The following is a 22,450-nucleotide window of genomic DNA, read 5'->3' on the forward strand; positions in this document are numbered from 1 at the left end:
CTCCCAGATCCTCGTAGAGCGCATTCCCGTTCCTACCGCATAACAAGCAGTCACGCCTGGGTTCAGTGGTTATCCTGATGTTATCCATGCTCTAGCTTTCCGGATGGGGCCAAGTATCGTCTGGCCACCGGTCCGTCGGAGATACTTGCTCTGTTGTCCACCAACCAGGTTCGGCGACCTCATCAAGAGACACGTTTTGTTGTCCGAGAGCCTTAGCCACATGGCTTATCTGATAACAGCTGTTACGAGCGCGGCAGGTTCAAAGGTGATAGATTCCAAAAATACATCTCCCGCAATAGAGATTGGCAGATCTCCCGTTGGGCCAGTTGTGCTTGCAACCAACACCCCATCAAAAATATAGCTCACATTAGTTCCCGACCGGCGAATTTCGAAAGTTTTTGTCAGTTCCTTCACACGTTGGAATCCTCCGGCAATCATGGTACCGTTGTTGTTCACTGTAAATATGTTGCTGCTGTCCACTTGGAAAAACAAGTGAGTGGTCCCATCGGAGAGTCCTACCTTAGGGGTGTTGCCTCCGGTCATCTGCGCAGTGATCCGTAGTGTACCATCGCCAAACTTTTGGCCTGATCGTAGCGACGTACCGCTCGCCACTTTCATCCGGCTACCCCATGAAAATGGCCATTTTGCCTCCACGAACCCCCCATCACGAAATTCATGCCCCCAGACAGGTTCACCGGAAGGTGGCCGCTGCCTACCGTCATAAGCTCCGTATACAACCCCATTTCTCACGACCAGACTCGAAAGCAACCCGATTATGTAGCCATCCCAGGCACCGTACCCCGGAGAAACGACCGTAGTCTTATTTGATACGTCCCAAGATTTCGGGTCGTTAGACCAGTACATGACAATAGAATCTGTATATGCTGGCTCTGAATTCGGTTGCTGCACATGGTTTGCAAACAAGTAATAATACCCAGACAACGCGTCATGAATCAGCACGGGATTCTCAATACCTTCTCGCCCATCAATAACGCTAGTCCTATGATCCCAGGGGCCAGACGGGTCAAGAGCGTTTGCATATCCCAAGGCCGCGGCTGAGTACAGACAATTATACTTGGTGCCGTCGTACCAAACGGTATTGATCAATGCCTCGTCTTGGTCAAATTCCCCTTTCCTCAGAGGTAGAACCACTCCTTTCTTGGTATACGGTCCTGTTATCGCAGAAGCAGTTGCTAACATTCCATTATACGGAGTAAGAGGTACACCCAAGACAATGTTGGGAGTACCCAGGTAGTACATATAAAATGTTGAACCAATTTTCGTTACATATGCGCCACTAGCTGATCCCGAATCCTCCTCTAGGCTAGGCTGCAAGATCGGTCCCAGCTTTAACCAGTTGGACAAATCTTGGCTTTTTGCCTGACAGACACCCCATCCTTGGAACCCGTCAAGAGTTCCCTCATCGTCACAATCGTAATAGGCGTAATACCATCCATCTTCGTATAGGAGTGAATTGATATCACGCACATTTTTCCAGTCGTAATAACCTGGGGTACGGCTCAACAAAGGGTTGTTTCTGAACTTCAGGAATTCTGGCTTCGGCATCGCCATGATGGTCGGAGTCGGACCGGTAACAACGAATGCGGCCGTTGAACTGCCGTCAACATAGAAAGGATAAATGTTCTCTCTGTTCGACTTTGGAGAGACAGATTCGTTCGGATTGCCATAGTAGAGACAATACCCACTGTCTGCGCCATTTGCCGCAATCGCTACCTGTACCTTGAAATGAATGGTCCCGGTATCAGCCAGAGCTCTATCTATCTCCTGGTTGTCATAGAAAAGTCGCAAGTCGTTACGGTCGGACCGCAACAGCCCCTCAGAGATTAGTGCCCTAGAGTCAATCGTGAGTGATGCAACAGCCCCCGCGGCTATGCCGGAGAGCCCTCCATTAATTGTTATTTGCCGTACCACAGAATAACCGGATGAAAAATGTTGAAACAGATTCACTAAAGGCATGTCCGTCGGTAAGCCGTACGATACAACTTGTGGCGAGCCATTGGAGCTGTTTAGGATGTACCATTTCCCTGCCGACGGCCGGTATACAGCTTCGTCAGTCTTGCCGTCGCCGTCGTAGTCGCCGGGAGCCGGAATGTCGCTACCGATTCCGTAATTCACAACATGCTGTGTGTTATTTGAACTGTACAAAATATACCAGTTGCCCTCTGATGGACGGAACATGGCTACATCAGTCTTACCATCACCGTCATAGTCGCCGGGTACTGCGATATCGCCACTAATTCCATAGCTAATGACATTTTGAGAGCCGTTAGAGCTGCTCAAGATGTACCACTTGCCTTCTGATGGCCGGTATACAGCTTCGTCGGTTTTGCCGTCGCCGTCAAAATCGCCAAAAACAGGAATATCACCGCTAATTCCGTAATTCACAACATGCTGTGTGTTATTTGAACTGTATAAAAGGTACCAGTTGCCCTCTGATGGACGAAACATGGCTACATCGGTCTTACCATCTCCGTCATAGTCGCCGGGAACTGCGATATCGCCACTAATTCCATAGTTAATAACATTTTGAGAGCCATTAGAACTCCTCAAGATGTACCACCTTCCTTCTGATGGCCGGTATACAGCTTCGTCGGTTTTGCCGTCGCCGTCAAAATCGCCAAAAACTGGAATATCACCACTGATTCCGTAATTCACAACATGCTGTGTGTTATTTGAACTGTACAAAATGTACCATTTGCCCTCTGATGGACGAAACATGGCTACATCGGTCTTACCATCACCGTCATAGTCAACGATTTTGGGAATCATGATTGCAGATGCAATCGAAGTCACAAGTGTAACGCTAATTAGGGTTAACAACGTACTGGCAAGTAAAGTCGCAAGAGTTTTTGTCATCTCGAACCTCCTAACGTACCTTTAGAATAATAAGTGAAAGTTCAGTGTTAGTAGTGCAATCTTGTGGTTGCTATATAATACTGCTTGGATTAAGTCATAGTGTCATATGATTAAATATTTGTTCCTATAAAGTTCTAACCGATAAATTCACATCTGCTAACGTGTAACTGTCAGCCTCTCCAATATTACCGCTGATACCGTCCAATAACGCGTCATAAAAAATCCGCAACCGAGAATAATTAAATTTACTCAGCACGAAACATACGCATATCGCGTAGTAGATCAATAAATTGCAGATAAATATAGTTTTGTTGTTGCAATGTTGATTCAAATGGAAATGTATTGCATTTCTAAAGGTGTAATACAGTCTCACCTTGTCATAAATATTGGCATAAATACTAAAGATATTGGCGGTCATCTCAGATCTGTCATCCATGTCATATATTTTGGCATCCAATAATGCGAGAATCATTCCGCCGTTTAAAGGTATACGATACGTAAATTCACAGTCATCAGCATAGATGACATAGTCTTCGTTTGGATATCCGATAACCTCGAGTAGACTTTTATGAAAAAACAGGCCTCCATAGGGTGCAAAGTTTGTTGTCCTGTAATTGGTTCCGCGACCGCTCAGGCTGGCTTTGGGTAACTTAAAAAGCCTGGCGCATGTGTTTCTGATAATTTCACCAACATGGAACCCCAAGAAACTGTTCGGCTTCCCGAGCAATAGCCAAGGGTTATCCTGAGCGACAACTCTTTCATTGATTCCCAAATGTACCCTGTTGCAAGCCAGAGCCGTTAGTTCATGCTTGTAAGCTAGGTTAGTCCAATATGATTCCAGGACTTCAATCAGATCCAAGTCTGGCAGGTTATCGTCGTCCAGAAGCAAAATGTATTCATACCCCTCCAACTGGTTGGCTTTTATCAATCCAGCCTTGAATGCTTTTGCTGATCCGACATTCTCTGCCATGGTTATACTATCAATGAGCTCGTTATGGTATTGAGATGCAGCGGTATCCAACAGGGCTTTAGTGGAGCAGCTCGAGTTATTGTCCACGAGGACTATTTTCTTTATGTTAAGCTGTGCTATTCGTTCCAGCAGTCTTGATACATAAACTGATCTATCCCCATAGGTGACCGTCACTACAACTATTTTTTCTGCAAATATATCAGTTGCTCTAGGTTCGCTCATGACTATTTTTGCAACTCAAACTTGATTTCGAATGCCGGAAACATAAAGCAGAAACACTCTTCATAAAATTCCTGGGTCCATTTTGAGCGATTTACAATTTTCTGCACGATCCTCTTGGGGAACTTTCGCGAGTTAAAGATCGAATAAAATACTATTTCCAACTTAATAATTTCGAAATCCAAATCATTGTAAAAAACTGGAACAGTCCGCTTGAAAAATTGCTTTTTTGAAAGATAGGAAAACGAATACAGGCCAAACTGAGTCTTATGAGTGTAATCACTATAGAAATACGGATTAGAAAAATGTGGTACGGTTCCACTAAATTTTCCGCCCTTTTTAAGTATCCTGTATGATTCCTTAAAGAACAGATCAATACTAGTAAGGTGTTCCAGAAAATGATGTGAAACGATTCCGTCAACACTGTTATCATCAAAAAAAGGGAAACCTTTATTAAGGTCTGCCACAATATCAACTCCATCCATGTTGATAATATCAATAGCGATCGAATCAGCCATTCGTTTGGACTCACCACAGCCGCATTCTATGATTACCGAAGGCTTTTTGTTAATCGTTTTCATGACACCGGTTTTATCGTGCATAATCAGGCCTTTTAGATCAAAATATAGCAACAAAGTCGCTTGCGATTAACTATGCAAGAACACCGTCCGTATTTCTCTAAATAACTTGCCCCTATCTGCTAATATGAAAAATACGAGATAAACAATAATGCCGAATACTGAATTAATTATAAGCAAAACCGGAGTCATGTGAATCGCCTGCTTTAGCAATGTCATGGCAATGCCCATAACTACTACGGAAGCTATGGGTAGCTTTATAACATCTACAAATTCGGCCAAATCAACATTTATCTCTCTTTTTATAATCGGAATATAGACAAAATATTGAGTTGCATAAGCAAGCGTGACGGCTATTGCAACTCCTTCAATTCCATAATAGTTTATTGCAGGATAAATAAGGCTAAGCTCTACCACTGTGACAATAAGTATTGCTTTCATAAAAAGCTGAGGTTTGCCAATTCCCATCACCACGTTTCCGATCGGTTCCAATAGTGACCTCAAGACTCCGTACAAGCAAAATATCTGGAAAGTAATGACCGCTGGCAACCATCTATCGGTCCCTCGCCCGAGAATATAAAAAAGGAACTCTCTTCCCTCTATGAATAAAATCGCATTCGCAGGCACTGCCAAGAAAGCTATATATTGCAATGAAGTAAGATATGCCTTTTTCATAGAGGATGTTTCGTACTGAAGCTTTGAAAATGTCGGGAACAGTACCTTATGAAACATGCCCCCCATTAGCACACAAACCATCGATCCCCAGTTAAACGCAATCGAGTAATAACCCAACTGTTCGATTCCGGACAAAGAGCCGATAAGAAAGTTATCCGTATTAAATATTACAAATACAATGATCCCCGGGAGCAGAAGACTCCAACCAAAACCCAAGAGTTGCCTGGCAATAGAGCTATCAAAGACAACCCTGAGGGAAACCGGCTTTATAATGACCAGCATTGCGGCATTCAACAAATTTGACAACAAGCTGGCGCCAACTACGCTCCAATAACCGAATCCGAGATACGCCATGTATACTGAACATATCGAACTCCCGACGAGTGCCAATGTCTGCGGGCCTACGAGTTTCTTATAGTCCAGGTTCCTGGTCAGCACCACTTGCGGCAAAAAAATGAATATGGAGATCAGGAAATTTAATGATAATGCCCTGATTACTGTTGGTATTTCATGCTGGCCATTAAAATAGTATGACAGAGGTGCCGCAATAATAATCAATGCGAATATTATAAGACTTAGTATTACTTTTAACGTAAATGCCGTGTACAAAGTAGTGCTATCGATTTCTTTTTTTTGAACCACAGCATTGTTGATACCGAAATCACAAAACTGGATCATGAAATTACTGAATATCTGCGCAAATCCTACAATGCCATAATCTTGTGGTGTCAGAATTCGAGCCAAATATATCGTTGTGACAAATTGTATAATTGCCGCCAAAATAGTGGCTATTGAATTATAACCGATGTTATTGACTGTCTTAGCTATCAGCTCTCTATGCATTTGCAGAAATGTCTCCGCCCGAGCCCCATGTCGAACAGGCTAAAATAACCAATCAGCATCCAGACAATGGTGATTACAGCAAAGCGATCTGTGCCGAGATGCTTGATGAGAACCGGAATCGTGACAAGTCCGACGCCCATGGGGACTATTTGGCCTACCAGATTGAGTGTGGCGTTTCTGGCAATCGAGCAACCGCTGGTGAAACTCTTTGCATTTATGACAGGCCGGTCGTTCATAGATTTCTGATATCCCGTTTTGAGTAATGGCTTGAAAGGGCATGATTTTTCCAATTCAAGCGCCCGAACATGCATTCCTTCAGGCACTATTCGTTTTGCAAAGTGAGCTTCTGTTTTTTCCAGAACAACAGCCGGCTTTTCAACTCGAACCACCGCATCTTGTCCTGCTCGGACATCCTGTCGAGATGTTCGAGCACGAACGAAAGGTAGATCGAGCAGAGGAACGCCGTAAGTGCGGCAACCAGCACGATCAGCGTGCGATGGGGTTTGCTTTTCTTCTCGGGCACTTTTGCCACCTGGAGCACCTGGAACGGCGAAACATCCTTGACCTCGGACATCCTTGCCACTTCATACTGCTTTGCAAGCAGCTCAACCATTGTCTCCTGGATCTTGAAATCCCGCATCAGCCGCAGGTACTGCTGTCCCAGCTGCGGCATGCTCCCCACCGACGGAATGGCGCTGCCTCCGCCGCCATTCCCTTCGAGCCTGGCGATCTGGGCCTGCAGTCTGCCGATGGCGGCCTTGGACGTTCTCACTTCCTGGCTCGAATCGGTGAACTGGCTCCGGTAAGCGGAAAGTTGCACTTCCTGGGCGGCAAGCTGGGCACGCAGTTGCGCCACGCCATCGATCGTGGCTTTCGCCTGATCGCTTACCGATACGGCCTTGTTTTTCGACTGAAAGGCCTTGAGCGCATCCTCAGCCTTGGCAAGATCGACACGGGCCGAGGCAAGCCGTTTTTCCAGATACATCCTGTCATTGCCCGCAGACGCCATGTTGAGCCGATTTGCCAGCCTCCCCAACTCCTCCACGTAGGCGTTGGCCATCTCCGCCGCGCGCCTGGGGTCCCTGTCATCCACGGCAATGGTGATGATGCCGTCCTTTTTTCCCACCGTGACCGCAACATTTCTGTCCAGCGCTCCATAGGCTTCGGTCCGGTACTTCGCCTCGTAGGCTTCCAACAGCCTGAAGCGGTCAATGAGCGGGTCCCTGATGGTTTCGCCATTGAGCATGGCCAGATACACGTCGGCCTTGGAGGGGTTGCCGAGCCCGATCCGTCCGACTCCGGCCAGGCCGGCCAGTTGGCCAAGAGCGGCTCCCACCCCTTCGCGATCGTCCTCCAGCGGCAGGATCATGGACCGTGCCGTGTAGAGGTTCGGCAGCATCAGCGTGTAAATCACGGCGACAAGGGCCGCAGCGAGGGTGATGCAGGCAGTCAGCCGCCAGTGCTTGATGATTACGGCCGCGAAATCAAGCAGAGTGAACAGGGGTTTCGAGGTGCGGGTATCGTCAGTTGAATTTTCTGAATGCAGCATCATATGAACTCCGCGAATCCTTGTAGGTTTTCCCTTTCCGCCGCCATCGCTACAGACCTGCCGCTACTATCACCCCGGCCGCAAGGGCCAGGTTGCCGAGGATGACGGCTATATCCTTGATTTCCCGCATCCAGGCAATTCTCTCGAATCTCTGGGGCACTATGACGGTGTCGCCCGGCTCCAGGGTCGTTGACATGAAACCGCCGAAGGTCCAGCGACGCTGGGAGTCACTCCAGTTGATGCCAAAGGACGACTGCTGGCGGCTCAAGACCGTCCCGTCGGCGCGGACGATATAGATGTCGCACTTTTCCGCGTTTCGGGTCGGACCGCCCGCCTTCTCCAGATAGAACGCCACATCCTCATTGTTCTCGGGGATAAAGCTGGTCGGGTTGTAGACCTGCCCAAGGACGCTCACGGCATGGGGCTGCGGGGGCACTTCCAGCGTGTCTCCCCCCATGAGTTCCACGTCGGAGGCAGTTCCCTTGAACGCGTCGGGTTGTTCCAGACGGATCACCAGCCGCCCTTCCGCCTTCGCCGTCTTCAGCAGCGCCACGGAGCGCTGCAGGCTCTCCAGGGCCGCCTTGGTTGCCTCCACTTCCTCCTTGGAGGATGCGGTCGTGGCCAGCTCGGCCTGTTTTTTCAGGATCTCCTGCTCGGAGGCGGCCACCATCTCATCCATCCTCTTCTGCTGCAGCTCCCGAAGGGGCTCCCTGGTGTATTTGGCGGCGCGCAGGTATGCCTTGTCCGTAAAGCCGCCGGCACGCTCGATCAGGGCGCTCAGCTTTTCCCCCTTGTGAATCGGATAGACGCCGGGGAACCTGAACTCGCCGCGCAGCGTGACGTATCGCTCCTTTTCCTCGGCCCAGTTGGGGATTTTCCTGATGGTCACCTCGTCAAAAGGGGCGAGCACCAGGTTGTCCTTCGGATCGCCCTTCAGGGCCTGTTCCAGATTGATGACGATGGGAAACGATGAAACCGACTCGCCGGTCTTGGATATCCGGTTGATCTCGGCGTTTTTCAGATAGGCGGAGGTCTTGAGGTTGCCGGCCTCCATGAGGAGATCGCGGACCGTCATGTTGGCGAAGAGCCGATATTCTCCCGGCCGCTGCACCTCGCCGTTCACCTTGACCTTCGGCATCTCCTCCATCTCCCAGCGGGAGAAGATCCGCACCTCGTCGAACTCCTTCAGTTCCAGGTCGTGCTCGGGATCGCCCGCAAGCGCCTTGGCGACACTGACGAATATTTTTTCCAGATGGGAATCCGGCGGGTAGAGCCGGGTTATTTCCGCGGCATCCTTGTAATATTCGGTGAGGAGATTGTCCTGGGACAGGAGCTGGCTCAGCCGCATGTGGGGCTGGAGCGCATAGACTCCGGGGCGGAGCACGTACCCGTCGAGCCGGACATGGTCACGGAGGGTGGCGTTGATGGGGAATATCTTGACGATATCCATATCCTGGATCGCTATCCCCTGTACGATCTGATCCAGGGATTTCCCCGCCCCTTTCGGATCGATGTTGAAATCGGCAACCATCCGTTTGTCATGGGCGTCGACCCTGGTGATCTGCACCCTCTGCAGATAGCCGGTGGGAAGGAACCCTTCCGCCAGCTCAACCAGATCGCCGAGGTTCTTTTCGTCCTTCAGTTCATAGATGGCGGGGCGCTTCACGTTGCCGGCGATTCCGGCGACCCTGCCGATGACCGGCACGAAGATGGTGTCGCCGGGTTGGAGACGGATGTCCTTTCCCTTGTCCCCCTTGAGGAAGAAATCGTAGAGATCGACCGTTTCCACGACCTTCCCCCCACGCTTGATCTTGATATTTCTCAGGGTGCCGGTTTTCAGGGGGCCGCCCGATGCGGCAAGGGCGTTGATCAGCGTCGAGAGCGGGCTCAGGTTGTAGTCGCCGGGCATCTTCACCTCGCCGACCACGTACACCTTGATGACACGCAGCTTGCCCATGGTCACATTCAGGTCGAAATTCTTGTATATCTTCGACAAATGGGTTTTCAGCACCTCCGGCAGCCGCTCGAAGGTGATTCCCCATACCTTAACGCTCCCCACCCGCGGAAGCACGATTTCCCCGCTCCGGTTCACCTCCAGTTCGTGGGTGCCTTCGGCGCTCCCCCAGAGGTTCAGGATGATCCGGTCTCCCGGGCCGATAACGTAATCGGGGCCCACCGGGATATCGGCAAGGGGAGCGAAACCGGCCGCGGCTGGCCTGAAGAAGTTGTACCCGAACTGCCTGAGCTCCTGAACCTCGTAGGGCTGAGGGCGGGTATTGTCTTCTGCGCCGGCTTTGGCAATAACGCTTTTTTCAATGGCGGAAAGCTCATCCGCATCCGCGGAGGATTCTTTTGCCGTTACCGTCTTGCCTTCTTCAGTATTTTTCCGTGGGGATGAAGCCTCTGCCGGGGGCGAGGCCTTGGCAGCCGACGATAGGGATGTAAACGTTGGCAAGGCTGCGGCAGGGCGGTGTGGGGAGGCCTGTGGCAACTCCCGGGACAGGGTTGGGAAAAATTCCGCGGCGAAAACCAAGTGAATACCGCACAACACCCCGACCAACCCGAGAAGGGCACAGAAAAACGAATTTCCTCTTTTCAAGGGATTCTCCTTTGCTCCCCACAGCCCTGTCGGAAATTCTGTTTTTCCTTGGTAAGGGTGTTACCTGCCGGGGGGTCCGTGCGGACCCCCCCGGCAGGTGCATTACGTTCCGGAATCAGAAGTTCAGGGCTGTGGCAATGGCTTGAACCTGGGCAGCAGTCAGGGTCGACAGGAAGCCCATGCCGCCAACGTTGTTATTGATTGCAGCCTGAATCTGGGCTGCGGTTCTCATCCTCTTGGTCGACGTCGCCAACGGGTTGTGGCAGCCGGCACAGTTGGCTGCATACAGTGCCGCGCCGTCCAGGGCCGGAGCCGATGTCATGGCCGAAACCTGGGCCGACGGGGCGCTGGTGCCGGCAGCGTTCATGGCGGTGACCACGTAGAAATAGGTGGTGGATGCGGTCAGACCGGTCTGAACATAGGGAGAGGTGGCGTTGGCGATCAGGGTCCCGTTGGCCGGGGTAACGCCCGTGGTGGTGGACCAGTACAGGTTGTACGAGGTTGCGCCGGTAACGGCCGGCCAGGTGATGGTTACCTGATTGGCGCCGCCCGTGGCAGTCGCAACGGGAGCGGCCGGCACGGTCACCGCGGCGGCGGGAGTGGCCGAAACCTGGGCCGACGGGGCGCTTTCGCCGACGGCATTGACCGCAGTCACGACGTAGAAGTAGGTGGTGCCGTTGGTCAGGGCGGTCTGGACGTAGGGAGAGGTAACGCCGGCGATCAGGGTCCCGTTAGCCGGGGTAACGCCCGTGGTCGTGGACCAGTACAGGTTGTACGAGGTGGCACCGGTGACGGCAGGCCAGGTGATGGTCACCTGATTGGCACCAGCGGCGGCACTTGCAACGGGAGCAGCCGGCACGGTCGCGACGGCGGAAGGAGTGGCCGAAACCTGGCCCGACGGGGCGCTCTCGCCAACGGCGTTAACCGCGGTCACGACGTAGAAGTAGGTGGTGCCGTTGGTGAGACCGGTCTGGGTGTAGGGAGAATTGACATTGGCGATCTTGGTCCCCGTTGCCGGGGTAACGCCCGTGGTCGTGGCCCAGTAGATATTGTACGACGTGGCACTGGACACGGCGCCCCAGGAGATGGTTACCTGCCCGGAACCGGCGGCGGCGGTTGCCGTGGGAGCTGACGGAACGGCCGCCGGAGGCGCTGCCCCTTCAATCGAGATCTTCGTGGCATTCAGTACGCCGTTGACAACGGTGCCTTCCACTTCCACCTTGACGCCGTTGGCGATCCCGGCAAGGGAAAGATTGCCCGCGTTAACCTTCGTGCCTGCCACCGTGAACGTATTGCCGGTAAGATTCTGGACAAAGCCCTCGACATCCACGTGCCCTTTGTGGTTATCGTCGACCTCGACCCCCTCTTTGCGGGAGGAAACGCTGGTCGCCTTGAGGGTAGTGGCGGTGGCAGCCGTCATGGTCCCCTCGACCTTGACGAACGACCCAACGGCGGTGCCGGCCGGGAGGGTGATGCCGGTTGCGTCAACGGTCAGGCCGCCGATGGCGAAGCTGGTGGCCGTCGGCATGGCGGTGATGGTCCCTTTCATCTCAACAACCGTGGTCGGTGTCCAGTCGGGGAGATGCCGCTCGATGCGGGTTGCCTTGATCGTGCCGCTGGCATCCGCGTAGCCGCTTACCTGGACCATTTGTCCCGGCATGGGGGCGCTGTTGAAATCGTCGAACACCGTTGCCGAATCGAACGTGATGTTCTGCCCCAGAACCGTCATGGTTTTCGCAACGCTGTCCACTGCCGCGATCGGCCCCTCGAGGGTATCGGAAAACTTGACATAGGTCGCCTTGGCGTGGGTACTGTCGCTGAATGTCCCCATAACCGTGACGACCATCCCTACCTTGAGCCCTCCGGCCACGTCACCGGGATTTTCCATGTCGGGGGTGAGGCCAGTGGTGTCGTATTCCACCCCGTTGACAAAAATGCTCCCCAGCTTGGTAATGGTCCCTTTGCTTACCCCCTGGCTGGCGACCGGCGCCGAACCGCCGCCCCCTCCTCCGCAACCTGCCATGACCATCACCCACACCATCATGAATGCGGCGACAAACACCTGGTACAACAATCGTCTTCTCATCGTGTCCTCCTTGACCCTTTGCTGTGTGACTTTGCCGACTGTTTCGTATGCGCAGATTGGCTCTGCGGCAACCCAGGGCAATAGTACCAGCAGCCCCCGGGTGAGGAGGTAGGTGCATGTCTGTTTTTGGATTAAGACATTCGAGAACCGGAGGCATGTCCGCACCCGCGGACTGACCGGCGTTAACTGTAGGATATCTTAGCAGGCCAATCAGGAAGGGAAGATAGGAGTACGTCTGTTTTTGAACTAGGAGTTTTTGGTAGAAACAGGGTAGGAATTCAGAGAAGCACAGTGCGGCGTAGTCCTACGGGGACGGATAACCGTGCAGGGGGCAAGGGAATCGGGCCCCCCCTGCGCGACCAAACAAGAGAGCAGGGATCAAAGGCTGAAATAGAATGTCGCTCCAATCCCTTTCTCCCCCTCGGCCCAGATCTTGCCGCCATGGCGCTGGATTATCCGTGACGCCGTGGCGAGACCGATGCCGAATCCGGCAATCTCGCGGTCACATTCGAGTCTCTGGAAGGGGAGGAAAAGCTTGTCGGCATCCTGTTGATCGAATCCGATCCCATTGTCACGGACAAAATAGATGAGATCGTCCTCCTGGTTGACCATGCCGAACTCGATATGGGCATCTTCTTTTTTCATGGAGTACTTCAAGGCATTTTCGAAAAGATTTTCAAGGACTATCCGCAGAAGTTCGGGGTCGCAAAAGCCTTTGACCCCTTCGGCGATTGAAAAAACCGCCCGGCAGTCCGGTTGCTGCAGGAGCAGGTTAGTTTTGATCTCATTAGCCATGCCGCTGAGATCCGACCAGCTTTTTTCCACACGCTTTCGCGAGTAGAGGGAGAATTTGAGCAGGACTCCGATGAGGTTGCTCATGCGGAGAACTTCCCGGTGTATGATCCCGAGATATTTCTTCCCCTCGTCGTTCAGGACCGCGGCGTGCATTTCGAGCAGCACCTGGGAGAAACCGCTGATGGATACCATGGGGGAACGGAGATCGTGGGCAACCGTGTAGTTGAATGCTTCAAGCTCACTGTTCGCCATCTCCAGGTCCGCCGCCTTGCGGGCCAGGTCAGCATTGAGGCTTCGAATCAGTTCGTTCTGCCGTGAAATCTCCTGTTGCGCCCTGATAATAGACAGCACCTTGTCCAGGACGGCGAAAATCTGCTGAATATCGATGGGCTTCAGGATGTAGTGACTGATGCCGATCTCGATGGCTTGCAGCAACTGCTGCGTGTTGGCATAGGCAGTCAGGGCGATGATCTCGGTCTGGGGACTCAACGCCTTGATCTCCGCCGCCATCTTGAGGCCGTCGGTTACGGGCATGTTGATGTCGGTGATAACGATCTGGGGTAGATTCTGCCTGAATGCGACAAATCCCGATTGGCCGTCTTCAGCGACAATAATCCGCAACTCCGGATAACGACGTGAGATGATCAGGCTGAACATCTCACGGGTGCCCGGTTCATCTTCAACATAGAGAAGCGCTATCCCCCGCTCTTCAGCATCAGATGCCGTCACATTTCACCCCTATCCTGAACATTGCGCCGTCGTGAGTGTTGGGATCAGCCAATAATCTGAAATAGTATACCCGCCCGCCTCACCTTCCTCAACCATCGAGAATTGAGAGGCCGGCTTGCATACTCCGGAAACCTCATTACAATTCAATTTCAGAGACATATTTTCAAGGAGGAAAATATGCCCGGAAACCATATGGTACTCGAAAGTCCCCACCGCGCGGACGAGGACGCCGTTGCAGCCCTCTCCTTTCTGGAAAAAGTGCTGGCAGGGTATCATCCGCGTGATTTCGAGGTTCGCCTCTGGGACGGCACGCTTCTCAAGGCCGAAGAGAAGCCCCGCTTCACCATGGTACTCAACCACCCCGGCGTCCTCCGCGGAATGTTCCTGAATCCCAGCCAGATAACCCTCGGCGAGGCGTTCGTCCGCAAGGACTTCGACATCGAAGGGGACGTGGTCGCGGCCTTTGCCCTCGGTGACTATCTAATGGGTCTCCATTGGGGGATTCTCGACCGGTTCCGCATGGGCAGGGACCTCTTCACCCTCCCGGCAACGGCAAAGCCGTCACGTCCCGGCCACGCCTCCGCTCATCTGTCCGGGTCCGTGCATTGCAAAAAAAGGGACAGCCAGGCCATCGCCTTTCATTACAACGTCTCAAACGACTTCTACCGCCTCTGGCTGGACGAACGGATGGTCTATTCCTGCGCCTACTTCACGTCCACCAGCGATGAACTCGACGCTGCCCAGGAGCGAAAACTCGACTACATCTGCCGCAAACTGAGGCTGAAACCGGGAGAGCGACTGCTGGACATCGGCTGTGGCTGGGGTGGGCTGGTGCTCCATGCCGCACGTAATTACGGCGTTAAGGCCCACGGTATAACCCTCAGCCGTCCCCAGGCGGAACTGGCCGGCGAGCGCATCCGGGCCGCCGGACTGGAAGATAGCTGTCGAGTGGAGGTAAAGGATTACCGGGAACTGGAGGGGCAGGGAATCTACGACAAGATCGTGAGTGTCGGGATGTTCGAGCACGTGGGGAAAGCACGCCTTGAGGAATACTTCGCCCGTGCCTTCCGGCTTCTCGGAACCGGCGGGGCGTTTCTCAACCATGGGATTGCCGCCGGTCAGGGCTACTGTCCCGACGACGACAACTCGTTCATTGACCGCTACGTCTTTCCGGACGGCGAACTGCTGCCGGTCGACGTCACGCTCCACGCCGCCGCCGCGGCCGGCTTTGAAGCGCGCGACCTGGAAAGCCTGCGGGAACACTATGCCCTTACCCTGCGCCACTGGATAAAACGTCTGGACGCCGCGGCAACGGAAGCCTTCATCGCTGCCAGCGAGACAACTTTCCGCGTCTGGCGCCTCTACATGGCAGGCTCCGCCCATGCTTTCGACTGCAATCGAATCAATATCTACCAGGCCCTGCTTGCGAAACCGGACAAGGGGAAAAGCGGACAGCCCTTGACCCGTGCCGACTGGTACGCCTGAATTCTCATGCAGGCAGCCAGCGCATGATCAGACCGCCCCCCTCTTCGGCCATGGGGTTGAATCAAGACGTTACACCGTCAAATGAACCGTAGCAGCAGAAAGGCTCCGATCGGCAGCAGGGCAAATACCATCCACATAGATCATTTGCGGCTTCCCTTCTGCGGCGGCCTCATACCTGGCGCGGCGCAAACATGATGATGGCCATGCCGACCAATGAACGTTTTTCCTCAACCAGAGGTACGGCAGATAACAGCCGAGAATCCCGGCGAGAGCCGTCAGAACGAACAGCCCCAGGGTCTTTATGAACATGAGTACTCCTGCGTTGATTTTTCGGGAAAAAATCTCAACAAGATAAATGGTGAGGCAAGTGGAGACATGCCTGCGGCCTCACATGAACATTCTGGCAAAAAACAGAGAGCAAATGATCCAAACGGTAATGACCGTGGCGGCCGCCAAGCGGCTGACTGGCCGTTCGGTGGCCTTGGATGCTGCTTCTCTGTGTTCCGCCATTACTTCGTACGGTATCAGCCGGACAACAAGCAGGATGCCGAGCGGCACGATCACCAGATCGTCCAGGTAGCCGAGCACTGGGATAAAATCCGGAATCAAGTCGATGGGTGACACAGCATAGGCAGCTACGACCAGCGCAAGAGCCTTGGCGAACCAAGGTGTGTGTGGGTCCCGGGCGGCAAGCCAGACTGCATGCACATCCCGTTTGATTGTACGCGCCCATTGCCTTGCGTTGGAGATCAGCCTTGTTGTTGTCATAGTGGGGTCTTCTCAGTACGTTACTTGCTGACTTGTTGAAAATTTCGATCACCTGATGAATGAGCTCATCATTGTCACTCTTGTCTCTGACGGCATTCGAGACACATCCTTTCAGGTGATCTTCCAGAATCACCATTCCAAGGGAACGGATCGCACCACTCGTGGCTGCTGCTTCAAAGTGTCGAGGCAGTCCCGGTCGTCCTCCACCATCTTGCGAATGCCTCTGATCTGACCTTCAATCCGGTTGATTCTCGAAAGTAATACCTTGTGATCATCTCCACAGAGTGCCATACCCACCGACCCACGTCTCTAAAAATCTCGCTACTGCTTGTTGCTGCATGGCCAGACCTGCCTGAAACAAATTTTCTAACACATTTCCAGTTGACAACGAATTTCAATTTCTTTTATAGTGACCAAACGTTGACGGAGAGACGCATGGGACAGTCACGATTTGTGCCACACAGTGGTTCGGACCAGCAGTTTCATGGACTGGTTCATCACCAGGCGGATAGCGGAGGGACGGGCAACCTGTGCGTCGCCCTTTGAGTACCTCCATACTCGTTCAAGAGCGCCTTTTTTTGCATTGCAGTTGATAGTGATTTTCATTTGCATACTTTCCAGCAAACCAGGACGCACATCAATATTCAGGCAGGAGGTAATGGCGCAATGCCGGTAAAGTGCATCACCGCTGCAGAGCTTATGGATGGAGAGATTGAAATCATTATTGTCCACGCCGGGGAACAGTACCGGTTGAGGATTACCGCGAACAACAAGCTGATACTCACGAAATAGCCGTGCTGGCTCCCCTGGCCCGCACCATCACCTGAAAAACAGTATCTCAAGCCAGCCACGCAGACTTCACGTCACGCAGCCAGCCAGCCAGAGACAAGAACTCATTAAAAGGAGATTTGTCAATGACTGCCCTGCGCACCACCTCCCTTGCCTTTGCCTTTGTTCTGACTATGTCAGCCGCCGCCCATGCCAGCCCTGGTCAAGCGATCCGGTCCGATGGAAATGCTGATGATGCCTACTCTGCCGGGAAACGTAACAATTCGAACAACCCGAATCAGGAAATTCCCGGGCAAATCACTGCCGAAAACTGGGCCTATCAACTGGTCGCCGATTTGGAAGAAAAATACGGGGCGGGATGGAAACTCGCTGAAGGACAGAGCGCCTCCCGGAATGAGCTGCTGGACAAATTCGTCGACGCGCTCACCAGAATTGCAGACAGGTACGACAAGGAGGGGGGGCAGGCGGTCTCTCGGGATGACCTGGAGAACATTCGCACTCTGATTGTTGCGCTGGAGGATGAGCTTTTCGGAAACAACAGCTACACCACTATCCGCACCACCATTGAACAACTCCTTACGTTGGTCGAACCCCCGGTCCCCGTTTTTAAGTACAAGGTAGGCGTCAACGGCTTTTTGAGGGGCGAAGGTTCGTCCAACTTCAGGCTGGCGGACTTGAGTTATGCCGCGGGCAAGGATGCCGGCCGGATGTTGTATCGGGTCAAGCCGTTCGCCTACTGGCATCCCAACGATTATCTGGATGTCCATCTTGAGGGGCAGGGATATGGTTTTACCGGCGAAGGCTCCAGGGATTCCCATGAATTCAATCTGTATCAGGGATTCGTGGAAGCCAAGCTTCCCCAGGGAGACGGTTCAGGCAAAAACCTCCTGGCCCTCAAGGCCGGCCGCCAGGAGTTCAATTACGGCAGCGGCTTTATCCTCGGGACCGACAGTTTCTTCAACGGCCTGACCTTCGATGCCGGAAGACTCAGGGTACAACCCTCGTGGAACTGGTTCAACAACCTCTCCCTCGACCTTTTGGGCGGCTCCTATGCCAGGCCATTTTCCGATGGAGTGAACGGAGACTTGCTGGGCGCCTATCTTACCTACCAGCCATCCGCAGACAGCAGCTTCGAAGCATACGGCTTCCGCGACACCGGGTCTGAGGAGCGCCATTCCGGTGAACATCTGGATACCCTGGGCTTTCGCAGCACCAGTTCAGTTGGCATTTTCGGGCTGGAATACGAACTGGCCTACCAGACCGGCAAATCCTTCAACGGCGCAAGCAACGACAATATTTTCGCGTTCGGCGGACACGTTGACCTGACCGGCGAAATTCCCATCAGGGTTTTCGACAACTCCTACAACAGCTCGGTCTTCCTCAGCTACGCCATGGGGTCCGGGGATAAAAATGCGGTCAACGGAACCTCATCGGCCCGGGAATTCCGTAACCCGAACAACGACACGTCATTGGTGGGCGACATGGGACTCATCGGCGACCTGTCCGGCTTCGACGCCGGGGAACAGCACGCCAGCGGCATCCAGGTCTACACCCTCGGCTTCGGGATTGACCTCTCCAAGAAGCTGAACATCTCCGCCACGGGACGCAAGTTCGTGGCTGACAAGGTGGCGGACGGCATCAGCCGCGACATCGGCATCGAGACCGACCTCACCCTCACCTACACCCACAACAAGGACTATGCCCTGGTGCTGGGTTACGACCACTTTTTCACCGGCAGGTTCTTCCGCGACGCCAACGCCGGAAACAGAGACATCGACTATGTCTTTGCCATGCTCCAGTTCAATTACGACTGGACAAAGCGCAAGCGGTAGTCACTTTGACCTTCCCCCCATTCTCCCGCCAATCCATGAATGTTCTCAATTTCTACACTATTTAAATACTGTCCACCCAGTGAGTAGCCGCCAAGAACCCCTCATGAATCGCATCCTTGATTCTACGGGGGGATTTCTTGTCACCTATGATGCAATATGGTAATCCGGCACGGTCAAGATCGCCGACGAGAAGATCGTCTGACTCAAAGCCGACAGATATGACCAGACATCCAAGCGGGACGGTAATCACCCCCTCGAGCGTTTGGATGACCGCTTTTCCATCCTTTATTTCCTGAACAGAGGATGAGGTATGGATATTCACCCCCCCCTTGTTCAGATGGTCCAAAAGAACCCACCTCAGGGTTGCGCCCATGTCAGCAAGCGGTTTTGGTCTTATCTCCACCAGGGAGACGTCAAATCCTTTTGAACTGAGATAATCGGCGGTTTCCCCCCCCACCAGACCGGCACCGATGATGACCACCGGATTGTCGGGTGAGACCGTGCCATCCAGAATCTCGCTGCTCGTGTAACAGGGAACCTGTTCCATTCCATTAATGAGAATGGTTCTCTCCTTGGCGCCGGTAGCCAAAATGACTGCGTCGAAATTTTCAGAAAGTCGTGAAAAGTCGGTTTCCGCAACGACTGGCACCTTCAGTCCCGCCAGTTCATGGGTAAGATAGCGGATCAGTCCGGCAATCTCGGATTTGTGTGGGGGGGCTGCAGCAGTGCCAAGCCTTCCGCCTGTTTGCCGGTTCTTTTCCAGAAGGGTCACCTTGTGACCGCGCGTAGCCAGGACGCGTGCAGCCTCCATGCCTGCAGGGCCGCCTCCTACCACGAGTATGCGTTTTTTGGGTTTGGCAGGCGGCAACGAACCATCATCGGTCAGGTCGGCATTCAGCGAGCATTCGATCCTGTCCCTGGCAAAGGCGCGGTCAAAACAGTTACAGCATGAAATGCAGGGGCGGATAGATTCGTCCTTTCCCGCCTGAGTTTTGTTGGGCCAGTCTGGATCCACGATCAGGGCTCTCCCTAGCGTTACCATGTCCAGCTTTCCTTCGGCAATGACCTGACGCGCCATTTGGGGTTCAGTAATACGGACGGCGCACGAAACTGGTATAGAGACGACCTCTTTGATTTTTGTCGCATAGGGGATGAAATGGCCTTGGGGAACGGAGGGACCTATCTGATGGACCGGCGCATCGTGCCACCCAGCAGTTACGTTAAGGAGATGAATCCCCCATTTTTCCAGTTCGATCGCAAAGTTTCGGTGATCCGCATCATCCATCCCCCCGGGCATATTGTCCGTTGAAGACATCCGGAAGATAAGTGGAAAATCATGCCCGACCTCACGCTTCACCGCTGCGATGACCTCTCTTATAAAGGTCCGGCGCTTCTCTTCATCCCCGCCGAACCTGTCAGTGCGCTGATTTGTCAGGGGAGAGAGAAACTGACTGATCAGGTATCCAGTTGCCCCCAGAAATTCAACGGCCTCGAATCCCGCGCGCTTTGCCCGACCTGCAGCTGCGGCAAAAGATTCGATGATCCCTTCTACCTCTGCAGTGGTCAACTCGTGCGGCAGCTCCTTCGTGTAGCGGGAGGGCAAAGCCGAAGGAGCGACCGGATCCAAGCCGCCGTTGATCGCCTTTTTTGCATAACGCCCGGCATGGTTCAGTTGCAGGGCCGGAACGGCGCCGCCTTCTTTGATCGCCCTGGCGACTTTTTCCAGAGACGGCAACCACTCATCCCGGTCCGCCCCGATCTGATGCTCATCCTGCCTTCCGGCCGGATCCACATGGCAGGCGCCGACGATGATCAGGCCGGCCCCACCTTTGGCTCGCCGCCGATAGAACCGGAGCCATTCATCACTGATGTCGTATCCGTCTATGGGATAGTTGAGGATGAACGCAGGCATGATGATCCGGTTCTTTATGGTCAGCCCGCTGATGGTAATTGGAGAAAAGAGATCTGGCGCTTCTGCCGGGACTGGTTTTGTGTTCATTGTGATAACCCTTGCGCAGTTTCCCGCGATGTATTTCTTGACGGGGTCAGCCGGAAATTCCGACCTCGAGTTGCTAGAAAGCCGACCAGCCGCCATCCATGGAGACGATCTGTCCTGTCATGTAGCTTGAGGCCTCCGACGCCAGGAACACCACGACATCGGCGACTTCCCGGGGCTGACCGCCCCTTTTCATGGGGATCTTCAGCAGGTTCTGCTCCAGAATCTTCGGATTTGTCTCAATATCCCTCTTGGCCATTTCGGTAACGATATAGCCCGGGGCAATACAGTTCACCCGGATATTGTGACGGGCCCATTCCACGGCCAATCCCCTGGTCAGTTGGACAACCCCACCCTTGCTGGCTATGTATGACGCAATATTGGGAAAGCCCCTGAGACCGAAGACGGAGGCATTGTTGATAACACAGCCGTTCTTGTTCTTGATCATTTCCCTGCCCACAACCTGGCTACAGAGGAAATATCCTTTGAGGTTCGTATCAACGACCGAGTCCCAGTCCTCCTCGGTAAGATTCACAAACGGCTTGACCAGATTGATGCCGGCATTGTTGACCAGGATATCGATCGTTCCGAATTGGGCGATCCCCTTATCCACCATCGCCTGAATGTCATCGGCCTTCAGCATGTCCGTTTTGACCGTAAGACACTGGACCCCTTTTGAGGTCACCTCGGAAGCGACCTTGGCCATACTGGCTTCGTTGCGGCTCGCCAGCACCAGATTGGCACCTGCTTCCGCCAGACCCAGTGCCATGGCTTCACCCAGCCCCTGACTGGCACCGGTGACGATAGCGGTTTTACCTTTCAGACTGAAACGTTCCAAGCCCATGGGATTTCCCTCCTCTGTATGCATTTATCATTCTCATTTACCAACAAATTTCGGTTTCCGTTTCTCTTTGAATGCCCGGCGCCCTTCCTTGACATCCTCCATGAGCAACAACCCGGGGCTCAGCAGATCCTCCCACCGGTAATCATCATCCATGCCGCGATGCAGCATGCGCCTGGTCACCTGGACCGAGAGCGGCGGGCACTCCGCAATCCTGTTCGCTATCTTCATGGCCTCTGCCATCACCTGGTCCTGGGGAACGACCTTGTTGACGATCCCGTATCTCTCCGCCTCGTGGGCATCGATCTTCTCCCCTGTCAGGAGGAGTTGGGATAGCCGCTTCCTCCCCATGACCTCCCGCGCCCTGCCGAGCATTATGACGTGCACGGCGCCGAAGGTAGCGCCAGGCAGTGAGAATTTTGCCGTTTCCGAAGCGATGGCAATATCACTCACGATCGCCACCTTGCAGCCGTAACCGATGGCGGCCCCGTTTACCGCGGCAATAACCGGCTGGGGGATATTTTCCAGCCGCCGGAAGGCCCTGGCGTCAACCTTGATATACTCTGACGAGTCGCGCAGGTTATCGAAATTCAGCTCCTCCAGATCGGCTCCGGCGCTGAACGCCTTGTCGCCCGAACCGGTGATGACCACCGCCTGCACTTCCCGGTCCGACTCTATCTTGTCAAGGACACAATCAAGCTCCCGGTACATGACCGTGTTGCAGGCATTGAGCTTGTCAGGGCGGTTCATGGTAATAACTGCAATGGCTCCGCGCTTTTCGAAGATAATCGTTTCGAATTTTTCGGTCATGGTTCTCTC

At 53.5% G+C, this 22,450-nt stretch carries 15 protein-coding genes and 3 pseudogenes; 3 read left to right on the plus strand and 15 right to left on the minus strand.

The window, feature by feature from the left end; genetic code table 11:
• Positions 1–225 precede the first annotated feature (225 nt).
• The 9 genes from GMET_RS18165 to GMET_RS11020 all read right to left on the minus strand — a co-directional run bounded on the left by GMET_RS18165 (position 226) and on the right by GMET_RS11020 (position 13,920).
• Entirely contained in the window at positions 226–2,877 is a 2,652-nt protein-coding gene (locus GMET_RS18165) for an FG-GAP-like repeat-containing protein (protein ID WP_011365936.1), read from the minus strand.
• Positions 2,878–3,001: 124 nt separating this feature from the next.
• On the minus strand, positions 3,002–4,069 hold the full coding sequence (locus tag GMET_RS10985) for a glycosyltransferase (protein WP_011365937.1): 1,068 nt from the start codon (positions 4,067–4,069) through the stop codon (positions 3,002–3,004).
• A 2-nt stretch (positions 4,070–4,071) separates the two neighbouring features.
• On the minus strand, positions 4,072–4,647 hold the full coding sequence (locus GMET_RS10990; protein ID WP_148206092.1) for a class I SAM-dependent methyltransferase: 576 nt from the start codon (positions 4,645–4,647) through the stop codon (positions 4,072–4,074).
• A gap of 66 nt (positions 4,648–4,713) precedes the next feature.
• A complete protein-coding gene (locus tag GMET_RS10995) occupies positions 4,714–6,162 on the minus strand; it encodes a lipopolysaccharide biosynthesis protein (protein ID WP_011365939.1) in 1,449 nt (482 codons plus the stop codon).
• Positions 6,147–6,551 carry a hypothetical protein gene (locus GMET_RS18590; RefSeq protein ID WP_148206077.1) on the minus strand — a complete coding sequence of 135 codons (405 nt, stop codon included), beginning with the start codon at positions 6,549–6,551 and terminating at the stop codon, positions 6,147–6,149. The genes GMET_RS10995 and GMET_RS18590 overlap by 16 nt, the downstream gene beginning before the upstream one ends.
• A complete protein-coding gene (locus tag GMET_RS11005; RefSeq protein ID WP_238378914.1) occupies positions 6,485–7,711 on the minus strand; it encodes a GumC family protein in 1,227 nt (408 codons plus the stop codon). The genes GMET_RS18590 and GMET_RS11005 overlap by 67 nt, the downstream gene beginning before the upstream one ends.
• Before the next feature lie 49 nt (positions 7,712–7,760).
• Complete coding sequence (locus tag GMET_RS11010; RefSeq protein ID WP_011365941.1) at positions 7,761–10,262, minus strand: SLBB domain-containing protein; 2,502 nt, start codon at positions 10,260–10,262, stop codon at positions 7,761–7,763.
• A gap of 163 nt (positions 10,263–10,425) precedes the next feature.
• On the minus strand, positions 10,426–12,396 hold the full coding sequence (locus GMET_RS18170; protein ID WP_011365942.1) for a DUF5666 domain-containing protein: 1,971 nt from the start codon (positions 12,394–12,396) through the stop codon (positions 10,426–10,428).
• A gap of 378 nt (positions 12,397–12,774) precedes the next feature.
• Positions 12,775–13,920, minus strand: a complete 1,146-nt coding sequence (locus GMET_RS11020; protein ID WP_011365943.1) for a sensor histidine kinase — start codon at positions 13,918–13,920, stop codon at positions 12,775–12,777.
• A 177-nt stretch (positions 13,921–14,097) separates the two neighbouring features.
• Between GMET_RS11020 and GMET_RS11025 the strand changes: the two genes are divergently transcribed.
• Positions 14,098–15,405, plus strand: coding sequence for an SAM-dependent methyltransferase (locus GMET_RS11025; RefSeq protein WP_011365944.1), 1,308 nt, complete (start codon positions 14,098–14,100; stop codon positions 15,403–15,405).
• A 201-nt stretch (positions 15,406–15,606) separates the two neighbouring features.
• Here the strand turns inward: GMET_RS11025 and GMET_RS19290 are convergent.
• The 3 pseudogenes from GMET_RS19290 to GMET_RS19190 form a co-directional block, all read right to left on the minus strand.
• A pseudogene (locus GMET_RS19290) lies at positions 15,607–15,714 on the minus strand (hypothetical protein); the annotation flags it as partial.
• A gap of 78 nt (positions 15,715–15,792) precedes the next feature.
• Positions 15,793–16,164, minus strand: a pseudogene (locus GMET_RS11035) (YkvA family protein); the annotation flags it as partial.
• A gap of 55 nt (positions 16,165–16,219) precedes the next feature.
• Positions 16,220–16,464, minus strand: a pseudogene (locus GMET_RS19190) (metal-sensitive transcriptional regulator); the annotation flags it as partial.
• Positions 16,465–16,839: 375 nt separating this feature from the next.
• Here GMET_RS19190 and hemP point away from each other — a divergent pair.
• Both hemP and GMET_RS11040 read left to right on the plus strand, forming a co-directional pair.
• Positions 16,840–16,965: a hemin uptake protein HemP gene (gene hemP / locus GMET_RS18385; protein WP_081431789.1), complete on the plus strand. Its 126-nt coding sequence runs from the start codon at positions 16,840–16,842 to the stop codon at positions 16,963–16,965.
• A 122-nt stretch (positions 16,966–17,087) separates the two neighbouring features.
• Positions 17,088–18,794: an alginate export family protein gene (locus GMET_RS11040; RefSeq protein ID WP_011365948.1), complete on the plus strand. Its 1,707-nt coding sequence runs from the start codon at positions 17,088–17,090 to the stop codon at positions 18,792–18,794.
• A gap of 61 nt (positions 18,795–18,855) precedes the next feature.
• Here GMET_RS11040 and GMET_RS11045 read toward each other — a convergent pair whose 3' ends face one another.
• The 3 genes from GMET_RS11045 to GMET_RS11055 form a co-directional block, all read right to left on the minus strand.
• Entirely contained in the window at positions 18,856–20,793 is a 1,938-nt protein-coding gene (locus GMET_RS11045; RefSeq protein WP_011365949.1) for an NAD(P)/FAD-dependent oxidoreductase, read from the minus strand.
• 73 nt (positions 20,794–20,866) lie between these two features.
• Positions 20,867–21,634, minus strand: coding sequence for an SDR family NAD(P)-dependent oxidoreductase (locus GMET_RS11050; RefSeq protein WP_011365950.1), 768 nt, complete (start codon positions 21,632–21,634; stop codon positions 20,867–20,869).
• 33 nt (positions 21,635–21,667) lie between these two features.
• Positions 21,668–22,441, minus strand: a complete 774-nt coding sequence (locus GMET_RS11055; protein WP_011365951.1) for an enoyl-CoA hydratase/isomerase family protein — start codon at positions 22,439–22,441, stop codon at positions 21,668–21,670.
• Positions 22,442–22,450 lie beyond the last annotated feature (9 nt).

This window comes from Geobacter metallireducens GS-15, assembly GCF_000012925.1.
GTDB lineage: Bacteria > Desulfobacterota > Desulfuromonadia > Geobacterales > Geobacteraceae > Geobacter > Geobacter metallireducens.